Below are 21,450 nucleotides of genomic sequence, written 5' to 3'. Positions count from 1 at the left end.
AAAATACGATAAAAAGGTGGATGCATCATGACACAACAGATTAGAATCGGCATCGTAGGCTACGGCAACTTGGGGCGCGGCGTGGAGCAGGCGATCAAGCAAAATCCGGACATGAGGCTGGACGCGATATTTACGCGCCGGGATCCGGAGTCCATTCCTTCTGCAACAAAAGCGTACCGCATCGAGGATGCGGAAAAATTCGTAAACGAAATCGACGTGATGATTTTGTGCGGCGGCTCCGCGACGGATTTGCCTGAGCAGGGGCCGGCGTTCGCCCGCTTGTTCCACACGGTGGACAGCTTCGATACGCATGCGCGGATTCCGGAATATTTTGAACAGGTGGATGCGGCAACGAAGGCGAACGACAGAGTGAGCGTTATCTCCACGGGCTGGGACCCGGGCTTGTTCTCGCTGAACCGCTTGCTGGCTGAAGCAATCCTGCCTGAGGGCAAGGAGTATACGTTCTGGGGCAAAGGCGTGAGCCAAGGCCATTCCGACGCGATCCGCAGAGTAAAAGGCGTGAAGCACGGCGTTCAGTACACGATCCCGAGCGAGACGGCGGTAGAGCGGGTGCGCAGCGGCGAAAATCCGGAGCTGACGACGCGCGAGAAGCATTTGCGCGAATGTTACATCGTAGCGGAGGAAGGAGCGGACCAGGCGGCGATCGCGGAAGAGATCAAGTCGATGCCGAATTATTTTGCCGATTACGATACGACTGTTAACTTTATTGACGAAGCGACGATGAAAGCCGAGCATCAATCGATGCCGCACGGCGGCCTCGTGCTGCGCAGCGGCAAAACGGGCGCGGACAGCACGCAAATTATCGAGTTCGGTCTGAAGCTGGACAGCAACCCGGAATTCACGGCAAGCGTGCTCGTGGCGTATGCTCGCGCGGCATACAAGCTGGCACGCGAAGGACAAGCCGGCGCAAAAACCGTGTTTGACATTCCGTTTGCTTACCTGTCGCCGAAATCCGGCGCTGAGCTTCGCAAGGAGCTTCTCTAGGATGCGAACAGTTTGATAGAGAGGGGCGTTGGACGGACGATGTTCGTCTGCCCACTCCTGCCTGTTGAATAACGAAAGGCTCTCGGTTAAGGAGGGCCGTTTGACCGGCTTGCGGGCTTGCTGCGATGGCGCGAGCCTGCTTTTTATGGCGTTCGCTTCTAACAAATGAAATTTACTGTAATTGATCCAGTTATTTTTCATGAAATGTGAACTTTGAATAAAATAACTGGAATTGATGCATGTAAAACTCCCATGTAGTTAGGGGGAGACCATTTGCATTGATTTTACCTGTACAAAATCCAGTTAATATGCGGGAGAGCTAGGTTTGGCCGGATATAGCTGTATGAAATCCATTTATCTCGCTAATCGTAGGTCAAAGTCCATAATTATGTATAAAAATAACGGTTTTTGATCCACTCATGGTAGATACTCAAACGAACGTTCGGTCGTTCGAATAATTGGCGTTCGGTTAAGATATAAAGACGAATACTCTAAAACGAAGGACCTGAGGCGAAGCCTCAGGTTTTTCTTTTTCTCGTATACGTATTCCTTCACGCGTAGTTATCCATGTTTAATCTTAGTTATATCGAGGGAGTATAGAAATCAAGTAATCTAAGTAATGTAAGCACATACATTTTAGAACACTTAGGAGGTCATAGACAGATGAAGCAATCATTCAAACAATGGATTGGCGTAGGCGCAACAGTTATGATGGCTGCAACGGTAGTTGCAGGATGCGGCGGCGCTAATAATACAACACAAGAAACAGCTGAACCCGGTACAAGTCCGGCAGCCGACGCAAAGCCGTTTGCAGGAAAGACAATCTCGCTCGTTACAGCCAACCATCCTTGGGCCGACGCGATTAAGCCTTTACTTCCTGATTTTGAGAAAGAAACGGGCATTAAGGTCAAAGTTGAAAGCTTTTTTGAGGATCAGCTGACACAAAAGCTTACGGTCCAATTCACTTCCGGATCGGCAACGCCTGATGTGTTCATGTATCGCCCGTTGCAAGAAGGTAAGCTCTTCTTTAAAAATGGCTGGATTCAACCTTTGGATGACTATTCGAAAATGGATGCGGACTATGACTTTAACGACTTCTCCAAATCAGCGATCGGTTCTACAACTGTAGATGCGAAACTGGCGGGTATTCCGATTATTACCGAGCAGGAAATTTTGTATTACCGCAAAGACTTGTTGGAGAAGGCCGGAATTTCGGTGCCTAAAACCATCGACGATCTTGTCGCGGCGGTGAAAAAGCTGCATGATCCGAAAAATGATATATATGGATTCGTCGCAAGGGGACAACGTTCACCGCTTGTGACTCAAGTATCCTCCTTCTTGTATTCGGAAGGCGCTGATTTCACGAATGGCGATAAAGCTGCCATTAACACGCCTGAAGCGGTTAAAGCATTTACGACTTACGGCACGTTGTTGAAGGATTACGGTCCTCCGGGCGTACTAAACATGTCTTGGCCGCAAGCGATCGGCATTTTCGCTCAAGGTAAAGTTGCGTTCTATACGGATGCGAACTCGATCTATAAAAATGCGACAGACCCGTCGAAGTCTCAAGTCGCTGATAAAGTGGGATTTGCCGTGTTCCCGGCAGGCAAGGCAGGCTCCAAACCTTATAACATTACATCTTGGGGTCTCGCGATGAACTCCCAATCCGGCAGCAAAGATGCAACTTGGGAATTTATCAAATGGGCGACCGGCAAAGAGATCGTGTTGAAAACACAACAAAAAGGCAACCCGGGCGCCCGCGCTTCGGTTTGGGATAAGCCGGAAGGTGCTACAGGATTCCCTGCTGAGATGGTTCCGGTTATCAAGGAAAGCGCCAAAGGCGGCGTCGATCACGACCGTCCGACTGTAATCAGCGTTGGCGAAGCCCGTGATGCTGTCGGTGAGATCGTACAGAAGGTCATGACAGGCGAAACGAATATCCAGGCGGTTGCCGATAAAGCAAATCAAGCGCTGCAAGCCATTATGGACAAAGATAAAACAAAGTAATCCACAAACATTTCATTCATCGGAAAGGGGGAATGTATTGTGCAATACAGTTGGTTTAACCGCAATTTAAAATGGATCTATACGCTTCCAGCCGTATGCTTCGTACTCATTATGATGCTGTTCCCAATCATTTACACATTTCGCATCAGCTTTTATGAATGGAGTATGTCGGCGACATCACCGCCGGTCTGGGTAGGGTTGGATAATTACATCGCTTTACTCAAAGATGAGCGTTTCTGGCATGCAACAGGCTCCACGTTTCTGTTCACCATCATGGCTCTTGCTCTTGAAATTGCTTTAGGTGTTGCAATCGCCTTGCTGCTTTCCCGAGAATTCAAAGGGAAAAATATCGTAAAGACCGTATTCCTGCTTCCGATGGTGGCAACGCCTGTGGCAATGGGTCTGGTATGGATGCTGATCTATGAGCCGACGATCGGTGCGGCGAACATGATGCTCAAATCGATGGGTCTTCAGCCGTTACTGTGGTTAGCTTCACCGAATCAGGTCATTCCGTCTTTGGTTATCGTGGACGTTTGGCAGTGGACGCCAATGATCGCGCTTATTATTATGGCAGGTTTAGCAACCATTCCTACAGATCCTTACGAAGCTGCGGACGTAGACGGCGCAAGCGCTTGGACCAAGTTCGTCTCCATCACGCTGCCGCTTTTGAGACCGACGATTATTGTGGCTGCAATGCTGCGTCTGATCGACGTGTTGAAGACGTTTGACATCATCTATGCAACTACGCAAGGCGGACCGAATTTCGCATCGGAAACGCTGAATCTTTACGGTTATGTACTGGGCTTCCAATACTTTAAGCTGGGTATGGCATCATCCTTGCTTGTACTTTTCTTTGCACTCGTTATGGGCTTAACGTTATTTATGATTTGGATGCGCAAACGATTGGAGGGAGCATCATGAAGAAAAAGAAAGGGACAAGCATCCTGCAAACCTCGCTTACGTTCCTTGTCCTTCTTATCTTTGCTTTTCCATTTGTTTGGATGCTGCTCGCTTCCTTCAAAACACAGGCTCAGATTATGTCTACCGACCAACTGCTTATATTCGAGCCTACATTTGGCAACTATATCAGCGTGTTCAAGGAATATGATTTCCTAAAGTTTATCTGGAATAGTTTCGTTGTCGCTTTTGGATCGACTCTCTTATCTCTAATCCTGGGACTTCCTGCCGCCTATGCGATTGCCAGGCATCATTTGCAAAAGTTGGGGCTGCTTATCCTGGTTGCGAGAATTATTCCGGGAATTACGTTTCTAATTCCCTGGTTTATCTTGTTCTCCAAAATTCAATTAGTGGACACGTATACAGCGCTCATTTTAAGTCATATGTTAGTCGGGCTGCCATTCATTATTTGGATTATGATTTCGTTCTTTGAGGCTCTTCCGACAGAGATCGAGGAATCTGCTCTCATTGACGGATGTACGCATCATCAAGTGTTTCTGCGTATCATTCTGCCGATTTCCGGTCCGGGTATAATCACATCTTCCCTGTTATCGTTCATCTTCTCTTGGAACAACTTCATGTTTTCGGTTATTTTGGCAGGTGACAAAACGAAGACTTTGCCGATTGCCGTATTTAACTTCATGTCATATTCCGAAATCAATTGGGGCGCGCTGATGGCGGCTGCTTGTATTATCACCTTGCCTGTCCTACTTATTGCCCTGGTTACTCAACGCTATGTCGTTAGCGGACTGGCTGCAGGTGCTGTTAAAGGCTAAATATGGAAACTAATATACGAGGGTGGTCGTCTTTCCATAAAGAGACTTCTCTCGTATAGTAGGTTTTAGGCTCTAACGGCTCAGCAGAAGCATGGAAGGTGATCGGCGCATGCCTTACAAATTGAATATTTTCAGAAAAATCCTTATTTTATTAGTTTTGCTGCTTATTCCGATTTTGGCGCTCTATAGCTTCACGAACCGGATTACGAACAACGTTGTGCAGGACCAGATTCAGTCTTCGAATTTGAACCAGCTCTCTTTCTTCCTGCATCAATTGGATTCGAATATCGAGCGATTGGCGATGTCTCCCGTTATTTTGGGCAGCGATCCCTACATCAGGGAGTTTATCGATCGGAGTGGCGCTCCGGATTACGATATGCTGAGAGAGCAATCCCGGATCATCGAGAAGCTAAGTCTGCAAAGCGTGGCGGGCGGTTGGGTCAACGAGCTGACGATTGTCGTTCCGAAGGATAAGAAAGTGCTGTCTTCCAGCATTTTTGTCAACGGTACGGATAATTGGCCCTGGAACGGCCCTGTTCATCGCAAATGGACTTACGATGGACAAAACGCTAATGAGAACGGCGGATCCTTCATTAGAGAAATTAGCGAACCCGTTCGTGCCGAGTATCTGAATCAGGCGAGAGTGCTTTATCATGTCAGATTCAGCGCTCAAAATATTATTCAGCTGCTGGACGTGTACAAGCAGGATAAACGGAGCGACCCTTTTTTGTTTAACAGTCAGTCAGGCACGATTGTAAACAGCTCGTCGGTGCCGGCGATCACTGCAGCGATTCGCGAGCGGCTGGCCGGCATGAGCTTGCCCGTATCCGGACAGGTTCATTTGGAGCTTGAAAAGCAGCAGTATTTGATCAGCTTTGTGAAGTCGGAGCAGCTGGGTTGGTACTTGGCGGACTATGTGCCTGTTGAGAAAATACTGTCGCCCATTACGATGAGCCGTCATTTATTTTACGTCTCGATCGGTCTGCTGCTCGGGATGAGTATTCTGGCCTCATTCCTGCTGTACCGCAACGTTCAGATTCCTATTGTGAAAATGATTCAAAATGTGCAAAAAATGAAACGCGGCGATCTTTCGGCGCGAATCGAATACAAGGCCAAAAATGAATTTGACTTCCTAATTCAGCGTTTTAATGAAATGGCGCAGCAAATTCAAGTGCTGATCGAGGATGTTTACGCTGAGAGAATTCGCTCGCGTGAGGCGACGCTGAAGCAGCTGCAGTCGCAAATTCATCCCCACTTTTTATATAATTCATTGTTTTTCATCATCAATTCGGCGGAAATGGAGGACAAGGAGTCCGTCGTTGCGATGGCTCAAAATTTGGCTGAGTTTTACCGGTACACAACCCGGGTCGAGAATCAGATGGTGAGGCTGAGAGAGGAAGTGGACCTGGTCGGCCACTATTTGAACATTCAAACTCTTCGCATTCACCGGCTTAAATATGAGATTTCCGTACCTGAGACGATGATGGAGGAGCGGATTCCGCGTCTTATTCTGCAGCCGTTGGTTGAGAATGCAATTGTCCACGGTATCGAACGCAGTCTCGACGGCAACCGGATCACGATAACGGGGGAGCAGGATGCGGATTTCAATCGTCTAATTGTTGAGGATAATGGCGGAGGGCTTTCGGATGAGGAGCTGGAAAAACTGCATAAGCAGCTTCAAGCATCTATGTCGGATGAGATTGGCTGTGGAACATGGAATGTCCATCATCGCCTGTACTACCAATTTGGCGCCGGGTCGGGGCTTACCTTTAATCGGGGGGCAAGCGGCGGCATGAGGGCTGTATTGACCTGGAGGAGGAAAGTATGATTCAGCTCTTGATCGTCGACGATGAGGTTCACGTTGTAGATCGGCTATTTTCTACGATACATTGGGGATCTGCAGGTGTCGAACAGGTGTATAAAGCTTACTCCGGTAAGGAAGCTCTTGAATTGCTTGAACAGATCTGCATTGATATTGTGATTACCGATATTCAGATGCCGGGGATATCCGGTCTGCAATTGATCGGTGAGATCAATCGCAGATGGCCGAAGACCCGATGCATTCTTTTGTCAGGCTACTCGGATTTCAATTACGCCAAAGAGGCGATCCTTCAGGGTACGGAAGACTATTTGCTGAAGCCTGTTACAGAAGAGGATCTATTGTCCACCGTAAACCGGGTGAAGGATAAGCTGCAGCGCGAATGGGAAGAGGTCGTATCCAGGCAGCGGTTGGCCTACACCTTAAAGGAAAATCTGCCTTTGCTTCGGGGGAATTTACTGAACGACCTGCTGCAAGGCCGCAAAATCCCGGAGTATTCACTTAGGGACAAAATGCAAGCGCTGGAGCTTATCGGCTATCATGAGCATGCGTTTGCGATTATGATGATCCGTCTGGAAACCGAATTTCTTGAATACGATATCGGCCGCTTATCCTTAATGGAGTATGCAATCGGCAATATGGCGGAGGAGTTGTTCGGGGAAAAATTCGACAGCTGGTATACGAAGGATGCCCATGATTATCTGGTTTTTGTAATCAAAGGGAAGGGGCGGCAGGAGTGGCCGGATAAGGAAGAAACAGCTTGGCTTGAACGGACCGCGTCCGTCCTTCAGTCGGCTGTGCATAATTATTTAAAAGGGAAAATTTCCATTCTGGTCAGCAGCTGGGGGCGGTTTCCGGATGATTTGAAAGGCCTTTATAACCGTTCGTTAAGCGCTTTTCGTAAGCGGATCGGAAACGAGCACGAGCTGTTCATGCGGCTTGGCGATGAACCGGCTCAGACCGAACTTTCGGCTTTGCAAAGACTGTATGAGCCGCCTGCCCTCAATCATCTGCTCGAAGCCGCCCGCTGGGAGGATACGGAGGAGAAGCTGAGCGTTATTTTTGATGAAATGGAAGCTAAGTACCCGGAGTCGCAGGAGCATTTGCTGGAAGTGTATTTTTCTATAGCCTCTGCCTTTGCTTACATCACGCATAAAAACGGCCGGCAGCTCCATCAACTGATCGGCCCGGACTATGACAGAATGACGGAAGGCATTCCTTTCCGTACGGTTAACCAGTTGCGGGAATGGTCGCTGCGCGCGCTGCAGCGGATGAAAGAGGATATGGATCAAGAACGGAAGGATAGCAGGGTATCACTCATCAACGAGATCCGATCCTTTATCGAGCAGCATCTCTCCGGTGATGTTTCCTTACAGTCCATTGCCAATCATGTGTACATGCATCCGGTCTATGTGTCCAAAATCTATAAGCTGGAGACCGGCGATAACTTAAGCGATTACGTGAACCGGCTCCGGATGGATAAAGCCGCCCATTTATTAAAGCATAGCCAGGATAAAATCTATGAAATCGCAACACAGCTTGGTTACCAGCGCCCCCATTCCTTTAACCATGCGTTTAAGAAGCATTATGGCATGACGCCGCAGGAATATCGCGATCAATATTCATAACAGGGAAGGGCGGGTGAGCAGTGTGATGCAAGAGATGATTCAACAAGTGAAACAGTCGAAAGTTATTGCCATTATTAGGGGAATTGAAACGTCGAAAGCAAGTCCGCTCTTTGAGGCGCTTGCCGAGGGCGGCATCCGGTTCGCGGAAGTGACGCTGAATACGCCGAATGCGCTGCAGATCATTCATGAGATGAGGGGCAAATATGACGGCCGAATGGCTGTCGGGGCAGGAACGGTGCTGAATGCGAAGATGGCGGGTGAGGCGGTTCAGGCAGGCGCACAGTTTCTGATTTCGCCGAACGTCGATCAGGGGATGATTGAAGCGGGTTTGAAGCAAGGTGTGCTGCCGCTGCCGGGAGCGATGACGCCGACGGAAATTGTGCAGGCCGTCCAGGCAGGCGCACCTATGGTAAAGTTGTTTCCTTGCTCCAGCCTTGGTCCGGGTTATGTGAAAGAGCTCGGGGGCCCGCTTGGAGAAGTTGATATTCTTGCCGTTGGCGGTATCCATAAGGATAATGCCGCCTCCTATATCGAAGCGGGCGCAGTTGGTGTCGGCGTGGGCGGAAGTCTCATTTCGCTGCGCGAGCTTCAACAGGGTAATTATGCTTCCATTACGAAATATGCCGAACAGCTGCTTGCAGCTGTCAATCATACTTAGGTCAAGAGGGAGGAGTTTAAGTATGAAAATTACGAAGATGGAATTGTTTAAGGTGCCGCCAAGATGGCTGTTTCTGAAAGTAGAGACCGATGAAGGCATTACAGGATGGGGTGAGCCTGTCGTTGAGGGCAAAGCGGACACAGTTGCCGCTGCTGTCAAGGAAATGAGCGAGCATATTATCGGGACGGATCCGATGCGTATCGAGGATTTGTTCCAAGTACTGTACCGCGGCGGTTTCTATCGCGGGGGTCCGATTCTGACCAGCGCGATTTCCGGCATTGAGCAGGCCCTCTGGGACATCAAGGGCAAATTTTATAATGCGCCTGTGTATGATCTGTTAGGCGGGGCGTGCCGCGATCGCACGCGCGTGTATTCGTGGATCGGCGGAGACCGTCCGAGCGACGTGGGCCAAGCGGCCAAGCAGCAGGTCGAGGCCGGATTTACAGCGGTGAAAATGAACGCTACCGAGGAAATGCATTACATCGATTCCATCGGCAAAGTCGAAGCTGCGATTGAGCGTATTGCCGCAGTGCGTGAAGCCGTCGGCAAAGAAGTGGGGATCGGCATCGATTTCCACGGCCGTGTTCATAAGTCGATGGCGAAGATTCTGGTTAAGGAGCTCGAGCCATACCGTCCAATGTTCATTGAAGAGCCCGTGCTGCCGGAAAATAATGAGGCGCTTAAGGAGATTGCGCGCTACACTTCGTGTCCGATTGCAACCGGAGAGAGAATGTATACCCGCTGGGGCTTCAAAGAGCTGATCGCTCAAGGGATCGTCGACATCATTCAGCCGGATCTTTCCCATGCGGGAGGTATCCTGGAGACGAGAAAAATCGCCGCTATGGCGGAAGCCTATGATATCGCTGTAGCCCCGCACTGTCCGCTAGGACCGATCGCGTTGGCAGCCTGCCTGCAGTTGGATACGTGTTCCCCGAATGCGTTTATTCAAGAGCAAAGCCTTGGTATTCACTACAATCAAGGCAGCGACCTGCTAGATTATCTGGTCGATCCTTCCGTGTTCAAATACGAGGAAGGTTTTGTTAAGAACCTGACCGCTCCGGGACTTGGCATCGAAGTGAACGAAGCGAAAGTCCGCGAGATGGCCTTGATCGGGCACAATTGGAAAAACCCCGTCTGGCGTCAGGCGGACGGTACTGTTGCGGAGTGGTAATGAGTCAATAACACGGTAGGACAACAACCGAGATCCCCTGGCAGCAGAAGCATGTAGATCGTCGATGTTATATTCATGCACTGAGCTCCGAAGGAGCTTCTCTAACCAGAAACTAAGTAGGAACCAGTGGGCTTGCTGCGATGGCACGAGCCCGCTTTTTTTTGCGTTGGGGCGATCGCTTCTGTGTGATGAATTTGCAATACCTGTATTTAGTACAGTTATTTTTCGTGGAATGTGACTTTTGGACGAAATAACGGGATTCGCTGCAGTTAAATCTATCATTTTTGCGGTAGCAGAGCCATTTGGTCAGATTTACCTGTACAAAATCCAGTTGTTATGCAGGGAAGTGGAGCTCGGCAGAAATTAACGTCATAAAATCCAGTTCTGAAAGCTCATTTTCATTCCTCTCGGGCTTTGGATGCACCACTAGTGTTGTAAATGGGCATTAATTCACAATTTCGACTATTTCTCAAACAAATCCTCACGATAGCGCTTTCTTTACAGTTTCTTACTTTACTCCCTTGGAAAATGTAGGATATACTGAATAAGCATGAAGGAAAAAAATGTCGAAATAGAATGAAAAAATGCTGAAAACCTTTTACTGCTGTGATAGAATAAAGTCAAACGTGCCTATCAGGTGCTTTTGATCTATATTCTGCTAGGAAGTGTGATCAGCATGATAGACATTCATACGCATATTTTACCAGGACTGGATGATGGGGCTGCGGATTTCAATGATACTTTGGACATGGCCCGGGCTGCCTGTTCAGAGGGGATTACAACGATTATTGCGACTCCGCACCATGCCAACGGGACCTATACGAATCTAGCGATCGACGTCGCCAAGCACACTCTCACAGTCAACGAAAGGTTGCGCGCTGAGGGTGTGCCTGTTACTGTTGCGGCGGGGCAGGAAATACGCGTACATGACGATTTGCTGGATGCGTGGAACAGGAAGGAATTGCTCTCGTTAGCCGGCTCCCGGTATGTTCTGCTGGAGATGCCGTCTTCCCGTATTCCGAAGGGAATGGAAGAGCTCGTCCATGAGCTCGGCATTTTGAAGCTGAAGCCGATTATCGCTCATCCCGAACGAAATGCGGAAGTTGTACAGCATCCCGAACGTTTGGCGGAGCTGGTAGAGGCGGGCGCGTTCGCGCAGGTGACCACCCATTCGCTGCTCGGGGGCTTTGGCCGGAAAATCGAGCAATCCGCCTGGACTCTATTGAAGAAGGGCTGCATACATATCGTTTCCTCCGATGCGCATCATATCGAGCGCCGAGGCTTCCGAATGGGCGAAGCTTACGCTGCCGTTGAGAGAACGCTGGGAGAACAATGGAAGAATTACCTGCTGGACAATGCCCGGGCCGTTCTGGAGGACAGGCCGTTCGGCGTGGGGCCCGCAGCTGCAGCAGCGTCCGAAGGGGCCGTGCGGCGAGTGCTTTCTTATTTCTTCAAGAGATAGGCAGCGTTAGCGGGGAAGATAGAGAAGTACATAACGGCAAGACGAGAATTTGGTAGTACTAGTCATTCATCCCAGGGTGAATGCAACTATTTCTATTATAGAGGTGAGAGAGAGTGACAATTAGAAAGAAACTGGCAGTATCCACAATTGCTGCAAGCGTAGCCATGACGGCACTAGCCGGCATTCCGCTCAGCAGCAAAGGCTTGGCTGACAAGCTGGGCGTAGACGGGGTAGCATATGCATCGGCTGCTTTCCCAAGTTCTGATGTAACATCTGAAGTAAAACAACTTCGTGATGCGCTTATCTCGACTGGCGGTATTGACGAGGTTCGTGCTCTTCGCACGGCGATCAGCGGTCTGTCCGATAGTGTAAAAGGTAACATTGCAGAACCAATCGTAGAAAAACTGCTTCAATTCACACCTGATGCAAAAAAGCTTGAAAAAGAAGATGTATTGAAAAGTCTGTTCGTGGATGCTTTGGCACTGACGTACGATCCGGATTTGACGAAACTGGAAGAGCTTCGTTTGGAATACAACGATGAACTTCAAGAATACGCGACAGCAGCCGGTGTTACCGATTTGACGGTGGATGACATTTTGACATATTTCCTGGCTGTACAAGAAAAAGCTATGGATATTTTGAAGTCGAAAACCTTGAGCGAGCTGATTCCACTCCTGACGGATGCGGAAGGCTTTAACGATCTGCTTGAGGAAGCTCTTGCAGAGCTATCGGGTACATACGAGCTTGAACAAATCTTCTTGCACTATGGCGCAACTACCGAGGATGTAAGAGATACGATCTCTGCTTTGAAAGCGGCAGTTAACAACAATGCCAAATTCCAGGATGCAGCCCTTGCTCTGTATGCGGCTTATGTGGAAATCACAAAAACGCCAAGCCCGAACCCTAATCCAAATCCAAACCCAAACCCAAACCCAACGCCTGAGATCCCGCTGCCAGCAGGGGTTGAAGACCTTACCAAAAAGCTTGACGAACTCAAAGACAAAATCGCAAACGCAACTGCTGAAGAAAAAGCAGCCCTCATCGCTGAAGCAGTTAAAGAAGCACAAAGCGTAGTAGATAAGCTTGCGAAAATCGAAAATACCGTAACCGTCGTAAATGGCAAAGCGACTCTCAAGCTTGACGAGAGCAAAACACTGTCCGCACTTGCAGGCATCGCAGCTGCAGCTGAAGGTCTGAAAGCAGCAACAGGCAGCGCAGGCCTTGGCGCTCTGAAAGTGACGATCGATCTTGGCGACGTAGCGGAAGACAACGTGGAAATCGGCCTTTCCGATGCGATCATGGCGCAAGCTGTGAAATCCGGTCTGTCGGCTGTTTCTATGAAAATCGGCGGCTTGACGGTAGACCTTCCGGTGGGCGGAACGTTCTCCAAGGCAGTCGACTTTACGATCAACAAATCCGACGCAAGCGAAGAAGTAACCGGCGGCCGTCAAGCGGCTTCCAAAGTATACGACTTCAACCTGTCCATCGGCGGCGTGCATACGACTACCTTCAGCCAGCCGATCGTCATTAGCATTCCGCTTGGCGATACTTCCGGCATGGACACAGAGCTTCTTTCCGTTGCGAAGATCGTAGACGGCAAGCTTGAATTCCACGGCGGACGCGTAGAAAACGGCACAATCGTTGAATCGCGCAGCACGTTCTCGTCCTATGTCGTTGTAGAGAACAAAGTATCCTTCGGCGACCTTGCCCGTGTTCAAAAATGGGCCGGACGCGCAATCGAAGTTGTCGCAGCTAAAGGCGCCATCATCGGCAAAGCTGAAGGCAAATTTGCTCCGGACGACAAAGTAACCCGCGCCGAGTTCGCGAAAATGCTCATTCTTGCTCTTGATCTGGACAAGAACGGTGCAAAAGAAAGCTTCACCGACGTGAATGCAACCGACTGGTTCGCTCCTTACGTTGCAGCTGCGGCTGAGCTGAAAATCATCAACGGACGTTCCGCAACCAAGTTCGATCCGAAAGCAACGATCACCCGTGCCGAGATGGCTACGATGATCGCACGCGCATTGAAAACAACAAAAGGCGCAGAAGGCGCAGCAGATGTAGAAGCGGCACTGAAAGTCTTCTCCGACGCCGGCAAGATCAGCGCTTCGCTTAAGGAAGGCGTTGCCTTCGCAGCGAGCAACGAAATCGTAATCGGCAGCAACGGCAAATTTGCTCCGAACAACAGCGCTACCCGCGCCGAAGCGGCTGTCATTATTTACCGCGCGATTAATTTCGAAAAATAATGTAAATTATATTAGTTACAAAAATCTTCCTCTCATGCAGATGGGAGGAGGATTTTTTCGCGCGATCACTGTCGTCTGTTGTGAGATTTTGGGTTATTATGCACTAGGATATAGTTTCCCGGATACACAAATCGCCTGACAAACTATATCTAATGGAGGAGTAATCAGTGTCTAACGAACTAGATTTACGGCAGTACATGATGATTATCCGCAAGCGGCTTGCGCTCATCGTCATCTTCGTCATCTTATGTACAGCGGCTGCGGCCGTGTTCAGCATCTTTTTCAAAGCTCCAATCTATGAAGCCTCTACAAAAATCATCGTCAACCAAACGGCTTCCCAGCTGGCAACCGGACAGCTCGATATCAACCAAATCAACTCGAATATTAAGATGATTGATACATACAAAGAGATTATCAAAACGCCGGCTATCTTGGATAAAGTTGCAGCCAAATATCCGGAGCTTGGATTTACTGCCAGTGAACTGGCGCGCAAAATTCAGGTCAGCTCCGTCAACAACACGCAGGTAATGACCCTCGTCGTGCAGGACGTCGAGTACCGCAAAGCGGCCGAAACGGTGAACGCCGTCTCGAACGTGTTCCAGGAGGAAATTCAGCATATTTTCAAAGTGGAAAATGTCTCGATCCTCAACGAAGCCGTTGTAGATGCCGAGCCGGGTCCTGTCTCGCCTAACGTACCGCTCAATATATCTATAGCATTCGTAGTATCGCTTATGCTTTCGGTGGGTATCGTGTTCCTGCTCGAATATTTGGACGATACGATCAAGACCGAAGCGGATGTCCTCGAATATTTGGGACAGCCGACGCTTGCCATGATCTCAAGAATGAATCCGGAGGATGCCAATTCAAGCCAACCAAGAAAAGCTACTCAAACCTACAAGGCAGGTGAATTAGAGCGTGTCTCAATCGAAAAATAAACGCCAGCTCATAACGCTGACGAATCCGCGTTCCCCGATTTCCGAGTCGTACCGCGCCTTGCGCACGAATATCGAATTTTCGTCGATCGACGAGAAGCTGCAGGTGTTGATGGTTTCCTCGGCCGGTCCCGGCGAAGGCAAATCGACGACAATTACGAATCTGGCCATCACTTTTGCGCAGTCCGAACGGAAGGTCATTCTCATCGACGCGGATTTACGGAAGCCGACCGCTCACCATACCTTCACGTTATCGAACCGGCTCGGCTTATCTTCCGTCTTATCGCAGCAAAGCTCGCTGGAGGAAGTCATTCAAATCACGGACATTCCAAACCTGGAAGTGATCACTTCGGGTGCCATTCCGCCAAACCCGGCTGAGATGATGGGTTCCAAACGAATGACGGCGCTGATCGAACAGCTTAGAGGCATGTACGATATCATCTTGATCGATACGCCACCGCTGCTCGCGGTAACCGATGCACAGATCGTCTCCACGAAGAGCGACGGTGTCATTCTTGTCGTCGATCAGGGGAAAGTGAAACGGGATATTGCGAAGAAGGCCGTTCAAAGCCTGGAGAACGTAAACGCCCGCATCCTTGGCGTAGTCCTGAACAACGTGAAGCGTAAAGCGAATGAAGAAGCCTACTATTATTATTACGGCGCGCAAGAGAAATAGAGAGAAACAAAACACGATACAAGAGAGAATACAAAGATACATCGTAGTCACGTTGGAGGGACATGTTGGATGAGCTATAGAAATAGAATGCTGATCATTTTAGTCGTAGATATCATAATTATTTGGGTTTCGGTCGGGATCTCGTACCTGTTTCGCTTCAATGGAATCATCCCTCCCTCCTACGAGATTCAAATGCTCGAGTTTGCCATTGTAACGACTCTCATATGCGGAGCGAGCCTGGCGTTCTTCCGGATGTACAAGCGGATGTGGCAGTATGCCAGCATCGGCGAAATTATCGAATTGTGCAAAGCTATTGTCATTGGACTTGCCGTTTCTTACATCATCACTTCAATCCTCAATGGAGTACGAATACCGTTCTCGATAGCAACCCGCACCTTAGAACTCATGCTCCTCTTTATGGGCGGATCCCGATTCCTATGGCGATTAATCCGAGTAAACAGAACAAAAAAAGCCGATTTAACGAACAACATCCTTGTCGTAGGGGCAGGAGATTGCGGGGCTTTAATCGCAAAAGAAATCATGACCAGCATCAGCTTCAAAGGCAGCCGGCTAATCGGCTTTGTCGACGACAATCCTGACAAACGGAATATGCAGGTCGTCGGGCTTCCCGTACTCGGAAATCGTGATAGCATCGCGGATCTCGTTCGCCAACATCACATTCATGACATCGTCATTGCTATGCCCTCCTCCAAAAGGACGGACATTTCAGATATTATCAACATTTGCAAGCTGACCGGCGCCACGGTCAAAATCATTCCAGCCATTAACGATTTTATAGCCGGCAAGCTCGCCGTACAAACGCTTCGAAACGTGGAAGTGGAAGACTTGCTCGGCCGTGAACCTGTCAAAATCGATATGCAAGGCGTCATGGGTTATGTGACCGCCAAGGTCGTGCTCGTCACCGGCGCAGGCGGCTCCATCGGCTCCGAGCTATGCAGGCAAATTTCATCGTTCCGGCCTTCCAAGCTGCTGCTGCTCGGACATGGCGAGAACAGCATTTACACGATCGAGATGGAGCTTCGTTCCAAATTTCCGGACGTGAAGCTCGAGACCGTCATCGCAGATATCCAGGATCGCAGCCGGATCGACGACGTGTTCAGCCGCTTCAAGCCGCAAGTCGTGTTCCACGCAGCCGCACATAAGCACGTTCCGCTCATGGAGCGCAATCCGTCGGAAGCTGTAAAAAATAACGTTTTCGGCACCCGAAACGTAGCCGACTGCGCCGACAAATACAATGCCGAACGGTTCGTTATGATCTCGTCGGACAAGGCCGTCAACCCCTCCAGCGTCATGGGCGCGACCAAACGCATCGCAGAAATGTACATACAAAGCATTAACGCAACTAGCAAAACACAGTTTGTAGCCGTCCGGTTCGGCAACGTCCTCGGCAGCCGGGGCAGCGTCATCCCGAGGTTCAAGGAACAAATTGCCGCAGGCGGTCCCGTAACCGTCACCCACCCGGACATGGTGAGATACTTTATGACAATCCCGGAAGCCGTTCAGCTCGTTATCCAAGCCGGTGCATTCGCCAAAGGCGGCGAAATCTTCATCCTGGACATGGGCAAACCGGTCCGTATTCTGGATTTGGCCAAAGACTTAATCCGGTTATCCGGCTTTGAACCGGATGTAGACATACATATTAACTTTAGCGGTATGCGCGAAGGTGAGAAACTGTTCGAAGAGCTCCTCCTCGAAGCCGAGGCCACAACCGCTACCCAGCATGAGCGCATCTTCGTGGGTCAACCCTTACATATTAACCGCGCTGAGCTCGACCTCCAATTCAGAAGATTCGAGAAGGTCCTCGGCGAGGACCAAAAGTCAGTCAAAGCCGTCATCGAGCAGCTGGTTCCGTTTTATTCGCACGTATCCTAGAACAGAACATTAGAGTGGAGGTACATAGGTTATGCGTAAGAAAAAGTGGAAAAAGGTCCTGATTTGGACCGCATCCGTCATCGTTGTACTTGGAGTAGGGGGCTTGTTTGTTGCCAACTATATGGTTGATAAAATGATTTCTTCTTTGGCAGATAGCTTGGAGAGTGAGATTGTGGAGGAAACCGTTGCTGAAGCAACGGATGCTCCTGATGCAGGAACTGCCGGGGATGCACAGGATACGGAACATTCTGGTACAGAAACAGCAGTTCCGGACAATGGCTCCTCATCGAGCGGATCGACAAATTCTTCAACAAATCAAGAATCAAGTGATGTGTATAAAGCTGAGGTTTCTGTAGATAAAGCAAAGAACGTTCAAGAAAAGATCACTGTATCGGAAAAAGCTCAGCTGACTTCCGTGTTTTTGAAGCAGCTTAGCGTGGAGGATATTAAAGCGCTTCAGGCACTTGCGAGCGGCGGGTTAAGTATTGAAGAGAAGAATGAAGCACGGGCTCTTATTCTAGAAAAGCTGACTCCCGAGCAATATGATGAATTAATTATCATAGCTAAGAAGTACGGTATGAGCCAAGGAAAGTCATACGAGCAAGCTTCTAAGGAGTACTGACTCCAAGCCAAGTTGTTACGCATTTAGCCTGATGGAGGATATTAAATGAAGGTTCGAAAAGCAATTATCCCAGCAGCAGGACTTGGTACGCGGTTTCTACCGGCAACTAAAGCAATGCCAAAAGAAATGCTGCCGATTGTAGACAAACCAACGATTCAATATATCGTGGAAGAGGCAGTCGAATCGGGTATCGAAGATATTATTATCGTGACTGGAAAAGGCAAAAGGGCCATCGAAGATCATTTCGACAACTCCTTCGAACTCGAACAAAACTTGCTTGAGAAAGGCAAGATCGAGTTGCTTAATGAAGTTCAGAAGTCATCCAAAATGGTAGATATCCACTATATCCGTCAAAAGGAAGCACGCGGCCTTGGCCATGCCATCTGGTGCGCCAGGAAATTCATTGGCAACGAGCCGTTTGCGGTATTACTCGGTGATGATATTGTGCAGGCAAAGAAGCCTTGCCTGAAGCAGCTCATAGAACAATACGACCGCTACACCTCCTCCGTAATTGGCGTTCAATGTGTACCGGAGAATGAAGTCTCACGATACGGTGTAGTAGATGGGAAAGAAATAAATAACCGTCTATTTAGTGTAAGTGGACTTGTGGAAAAGCCAAAGAAGGAGGATGCACCATCCACGATTGCGATTATGGGACGTTATATCCTCAGCCCAAGTATATTTAAAATTTTGGAAAACCAGCAGCCTGGAGCAGGCGGGGAGATCCAACTTACTGATGCTATCGCTCAACTCAACCGCATGGAAACTGTGTACGCCTACGACTTTGAAGGTATCCGTTATGACGTGGGTGAAAAGCTGGGTTTTATCAAGACACAGCTAGAGTTTGCTTTGCAGCGTGAGGAATTAAGGGAAGATTTGCTTCAGTATTTATCTACTATAGTAGAACTAGAATCGGTTAAAAAATAGAGCGAAAGGAGTCTAATGGCATATGTATATTAAAATTAAACGATTCGCAGATATGTTACTCGCCATAGCAGGATTAGTAGTATTGTCACCAGTTTTTATTATCCTTTGTGTTGCAATAAAATTTGATTCAAGGGGTCCAATCCTTTTTAAGCAAAAGAGAGTTAGTCTAAATAAGAATCACTTCTACATATTAAAATTCAGAACAATGAAAATTGATACACCGAAGGATACTCCGACTCATTTATTGGAAAATCCAGAGCAATATATTACAAGTGTGGGGAAATTCTTGAGGAAAACATCTTTAGATGAACTGCCTCAAATATGGAATATCTTTGTCGGTGAGATGAGCATTATTGGGCCAAGGCCTGCATTGTGGAATCAATATGATTTAATTACTGAAAGAGATAAATATGGCGCAAATAACGTTCTTCCTGGCCTAACAGGTTGGGCTCAAATCAATGGCCGTGATGAGCTTCCTATTGAATTAAAAGCTAAGCTGGACGGTGAGTATGTTCGAAAAATTGGAATATGGATGGACGCGAAGTGCTTCGTAAGAACAATAGCAAGTGTTATTAAAAGTGAGGGAGTTATTGAGGGTGGGACGGGAGCAAAAGAAAAAAAGAAAGTTGTTACTAGTTAAGGAGAATTACTATTATGAGAAAAATCCTAATAACCGGCACTAAAAGCTATATAGGTCAAAATTTAGAGAAGTGGTTAGGGAATTCTCCAGAAAAATATTCTATAGAAACAATTAGTTTAAGAAACGGCGCTTGGAGAGAAAAAGACTTCTCTGTATATGATGTTGTCGTACATGTTGCTGGAATAGCACACATAAAGGAAAAAAGAGAGAATGCTCACCTATATTATAAAGTAAATCGTGATTTAGCATATGAAGTGGCTCAAAAGGCGAAAGTTGAGGGAATTAAGCAATTCATATTTTTAAGTTCTATGAGTGTTTATGGAATTGAGAATGGTTTGATTGGCAAGAACTCTCCCCTAAAACCAAAAAGTAATTATGGGAAGTCTAAACTCCAAGCAGAAGAATTAATAAGATCCTTAGAAAATACTGAGTTTAATGTAGCAATTATTCGCCCTCCAATGGTTTATGGAAAAGGATGTAAAGGGAATTATGTGAGATTAGCCAATCTTGCACTTAAAGCTCCTATATTTCCAGGAGTAGAGAATAAGCGTAGCATGATCTATATTGGTAATTTATGCGAGTTTCTTAGGTTAATAATTGACGATTTTAGTACTGGGTTATTTTTCCCCCAAAATCAAGATTATGTGTGTACGTCGGAAATGGTAAAGACGATTGCCGAATTGCATGGAACTAACATAAGAATGACCAAACTCTTTAATTCATTCTTGAGATTGATTTCAATTAGTACAGTAAAGAAGGTATTTGGTGACTTGGTTTATGAAAAACAAATAGATGGATACAAAAAAAGATATACAATTTATGATTTTGAGACATCTATAAAATTAACGGAGAAATGAAATGAAAAAAGTTTTGTTTGTAGCCACAGTAGTAAAAGCACACATTATGGTGTTTCATATACCATACTTAAAGTGGTTTAAAGAGAACGGATATGAGACTTATGTTTGTGCAAGAAACGATTTTGGAAACAAAGAGGATTGTGTCATTCCTTATTGTGACCACTATTATGATCTTCCGTTTGAGCGATCTCCTTTTAAATTTAATAATATTAAAGCATATAAAGAATTAAAAAATATTATTGAGTTTAATGAATTTGAAATAATTCATTGTCATACCCCGATGGGGGGGGTGTTAACGAGATTATCAGCTCAAAAGGCCCGAAAAAAGGAAACAAAAATATTCTATACTGCCCATGGGTTCCACTTTTTTAAAGGGGCACCAGTTAAGAATTGGTTATTCTACTATCCGGTAGAGTTTTTTTTAGCGAGATACACCGATGTGCTTATCACCATTAATAAAGAAGACTATGCAAGAGCAAAAAAATATTTAAAGGCAGGGAGAGTCGAGTACATCCCAGGGGTTGGTATTAATACTGAAAATTTCAGAAAAATTACTGTAGACAAATTAGCAAAACGAAGAGAATTAGGAATACCAGAAGATGCTTTTGTAGTACTCTCTGTAGGAGAAATTAATAAGAATAAAAACCATGAAACAATAATTAGAGCATTAGCAAAGCTAGATGATCCAGATGTTCACTATGTTATTTGTGGAAAGGGTCATTTAGAGAATAGTTTAAAGCAATTGGCTAGTTCAGTGGGATTAATGGATAGACTTCACTTGTTGGGCTTCAGAGGGGATATAGGGGAAATTTGTAAGATGTCGGATGTTTTTTGCTTCCCATCATTTAGAGAAGGATTAGGTCTAGCTGCATTAGAAGCAATGGCAACTGGTCTTCCATTGGTCACTTCTAACGTCCATGGCATCGTTGATTATTCAGTTGATGGTAAGACTGGATACAATTTTAAGCCTACAGATGTAACTGGATTTGTAAACGCGATTGCAAAATTAAAAGATAACGATGATTTAAGGAGTACAATTGGAAAAAATAATGTTGAGTTTGTAAATTCTTTTGATTTTAGAATTTCTAAAACAAAAATGCAGGAAATTTACCTAAAGTCACTTCCTGAGTAATACTCAATAATGAAAAATCAATTGATCTATTTTGTTTATTTT

At 47.2% G+C, this 21,450-nt stretch carries 18 protein-coding genes; all 18 read left to right on the top strand.

The features are described 5' to 3' along the window. Positions 1-27 precede the first annotated feature (27 nt). Positions 28-1,005: a diaminopimelate dehydrogenase gene (locus KP806_RS15875; RefSeq protein ID WP_224724687.1), complete on the top strand. Its 978-nt coding sequence runs from the start codon at positions 28-30 to the stop codon at positions 1,003-1,005. A gap of 663 nt (positions 1,006-1,668) precedes the next feature. Continuing rightward, complete coding sequence (locus tag KP806_RS15870) at positions 1,669-3,012, top strand: ABC transporter substrate-binding protein (protein ID WP_224724686.1); 1,344 nt, start codon at positions 1,669-1,671, stop codon at positions 3,010-3,012. Between the two features lie 39 nt (positions 3,013-3,051). Continuing rightward, on the top strand, positions 3,052-3,933 hold the full coding sequence (locus tag KP806_RS15865) for a carbohydrate ABC transporter permease (RefSeq protein WP_224724685.1): 882 nt from the start codon (positions 3,052-3,054) through the stop codon (positions 3,931-3,933). After that, positions 3,930-4,745 carry a carbohydrate ABC transporter permease gene (locus tag KP806_RS15860; protein ID WP_224724684.1) on the top strand — a complete coding sequence of 272 codons (816 nt, stop codon included), beginning with the start codon at positions 3,930-3,932 and terminating at the stop codon, positions 4,743-4,745. The genes KP806_RS15865 and KP806_RS15860 overlap by 4 nt, the downstream gene beginning before the upstream one ends. Positions 4,746-4,854: 109 nt before the next feature. Further along, a complete protein-coding gene (locus tag KP806_RS15855; protein ID WP_224724683.1) occupies positions 4,855-6,573 on the top strand; it encodes a sensor histidine kinase in 1,719 nt (572 codons plus the stop codon). Further along, entirely contained in the window at positions 6,570-8,192 is a 1,623-nt protein-coding gene (locus tag KP806_RS15850; RefSeq protein WP_224724682.1) for a response regulator transcription factor, read from the top strand. Before KP806_RS15855 ends, KP806_RS15850 begins: the two co-directional genes overlap by 4 nt. 46 nt (positions 8,193-8,238) lie before the next feature. After that, a complete protein-coding gene (locus KP806_RS15845; protein WP_318153648.1) occupies positions 8,239-8,850 on the top strand; it encodes a bifunctional 4-hydroxy-2-oxoglutarate aldolase/2-dehydro-3-deoxy-phosphogluconate aldolase in 612 nt (203 codons plus the stop codon). Between the two features lie 22 nt (positions 8,851-8,872). Then, complete coding sequence (gene dgoD, locus KP806_RS15840; protein ID WP_224724681.1) at positions 8,873-10,021, top strand: galactonate dehydratase; 1,149 nt, start codon at positions 8,873-8,875, stop codon at positions 10,019-10,021. A 676-nt stretch (positions 10,022-10,697) separates the two neighbouring features. Then, on the top strand, positions 10,698-11,483 hold the full coding sequence (locus KP806_RS15835; protein WP_224724680.1) for a tyrosine-protein phosphatase: 786 nt from the start codon (positions 10,698-10,700) through the stop codon (positions 11,481-11,483). A gap of 113 nt (positions 11,484-11,596) precedes the next feature. Further along, complete coding sequence (locus KP806_RS27825) at positions 11,597-13,729, top strand: S-layer homology domain-containing protein (protein WP_224724679.1); 2,133 nt, start codon at positions 11,597-11,599, stop codon at positions 13,727-13,729. A gap of 167 nt (positions 13,730-13,896) precedes the next feature. Beyond that, positions 13,897-14,664, top strand: coding sequence for a YveK family protein (locus KP806_RS15825; RefSeq protein ID WP_224724678.1), 768 nt, complete (start codon positions 13,897-13,899; stop codon positions 14,662-14,664). After that, positions 14,645-15,337, top strand: coding sequence for a CpsD/CapB family tyrosine-protein kinase (locus KP806_RS15820; RefSeq protein ID WP_224724677.1), 693 nt, complete (start codon positions 14,645-14,647; stop codon positions 15,335-15,337). The genes KP806_RS15825 and KP806_RS15820 overlap by 20 nt, the downstream gene beginning before the upstream one ends. A 69-nt stretch (positions 15,338-15,406) precedes the next feature. Next, positions 15,407-17,230 carry a polysaccharide biosynthesis protein gene (locus KP806_RS15815; protein ID WP_224724676.1) on the top strand — a complete coding sequence of 608 codons (1,824 nt, stop codon included), beginning with the start codon at positions 15,407-15,409 and terminating at the stop codon, positions 17,228-17,230. Between the two features lie 31 nt (positions 17,231-17,261). Further along, positions 17,262-17,852, top strand: coding sequence for a hypothetical protein (locus tag KP806_RS15810; protein ID WP_224724675.1), 591 nt, complete (start codon positions 17,262-17,264; stop codon positions 17,850-17,852). A gap of 45 nt (positions 17,853-17,897) precedes the next feature. Next, the gene (gene galU, locus KP806_RS15805) at positions 17,898-18,779 is read left to right on the top strand and encodes a UTP--glucose-1-phosphate uridylyltransferase GalU (RefSeq protein ID WP_224724674.1); all 882 of its coding nucleotides are present in this window, start codon (positions 17,898-17,900) and stop codon (positions 18,777-18,779) included. 22 nt (positions 18,780-18,801) lie between these two features. Then, entirely contained in the window at positions 18,802-19,419 is a 618-nt protein-coding gene (locus KP806_RS15800; RefSeq protein ID WP_224724673.1) for a sugar transferase, read from the top strand. A gap of 14 nt (positions 19,420-19,433) precedes the next feature. Next, entirely contained in the window at positions 19,434-20,276 is an 843-nt protein-coding gene (locus KP806_RS15795; protein WP_224724672.1) for an NAD-dependent epimerase/dehydratase family protein, read from the top strand. 1 nt (position 20,277) lies between these two features. Further along, on the top strand, positions 20,278-21,408 hold the full coding sequence (locus KP806_RS15790) for a glycosyltransferase family 4 protein (protein ID WP_224724671.1): 1,131 nt from the start codon (positions 20,278-20,280) through the stop codon (positions 21,406-21,408). The last annotated feature ends 42 nt before the right edge of the window (positions 21,409-21,450 follow it).

The organism is Paenibacillus vietnamensis, from assembly GCF_020169515.1.
GTDB lineage: Bacteria > Bacillota > Bacilli > Paenibacillales > Paenibacillaceae > Pristimantibacillus > Pristimantibacillus vietnamensis.
The sequence above is the reverse complement of the archived record's forward strand: the minus strand, read 5'-3'. Positions and strand labels throughout refer to the sequence as shown.

Coding starts and splice junctions, on each gene's coding strand:
- KP806_RS15850 (WP_224724682.1), top strand. CDS start 6,570: ATGATTCAGCTCTTGATCGTCGACGATGAGGTTCACGTTGTAGATCGG.
- KP806_RS15795 (WP_224724672.1), top strand. CDS start 19,434: ATGAGAAAAATCCTAATAACCGGCACTAAAAGCTATATAGGTCAAAAT.
- KP806_RS15835 (WP_224724680.1), top strand. CDS start 10,698: ATGATAGACATTCATACGCATATTTTACCAGGACTGGATGATGGGGCT.
- KP806_RS15870 (WP_224724686.1), top strand. CDS start 1,669: ATGAAGCAATCATTCAAACAATGGATTGGCGTAGGCGCAACAGTTATG.
- KP806_RS15855 (WP_224724683.1), top strand. CDS start 4,855: ATGCCTTACAAATTGAATATTTTCAGAAAAATCCTTATTTTATTAGTT.
- galU (WP_224724674.1), top strand. CDS start 17,898: ATGAAGGTTCGAAAAGCAATTATCCCAGCAGCAGGACTTGGTACGCGG.
- KP806_RS15815 (WP_224724676.1), top strand. CDS start 15,407: ATGAGCTATAGAAATAGAATGCTGATCATTTTAGTCGTAGATATCATA.
- dgoD (WP_224724681.1), top strand. CDS start 8,873: ATGAAAATTACGAAGATGGAATTGTTTAAGGTGCCGCCAAGATGGCTG.
- KP806_RS15790 (WP_224724671.1), top strand. CDS start 20,278: ATGAAAAAAGTTTTGTTTGTAGCCACAGTAGTAAAAGCACACATTATG.
- KP806_RS15860 (WP_224724684.1), top strand. CDS start 3,930: ATGAAGAAAAAGAAAGGGACAAGCATCCTGCAAACCTCGCTTACGTTC.
- KP806_RS15810 (WP_224724675.1), top strand. CDS start 17,262: ATGCGTAAGAAAAAGTGGAAAAAGGTCCTGATTTGGACCGCATCCGTC.
- KP806_RS15800 (WP_224724673.1), top strand. CDS start 18,802: ATGTATATTAAAATTAAACGATTCGCAGATATGTTACTCGCCATAGCA.
- KP806_RS15875 (WP_224724687.1), top strand. CDS start 28: ATGACACAACAGATTAGAATCGGCATCGTAGGCTACGGCAACTTGGGG.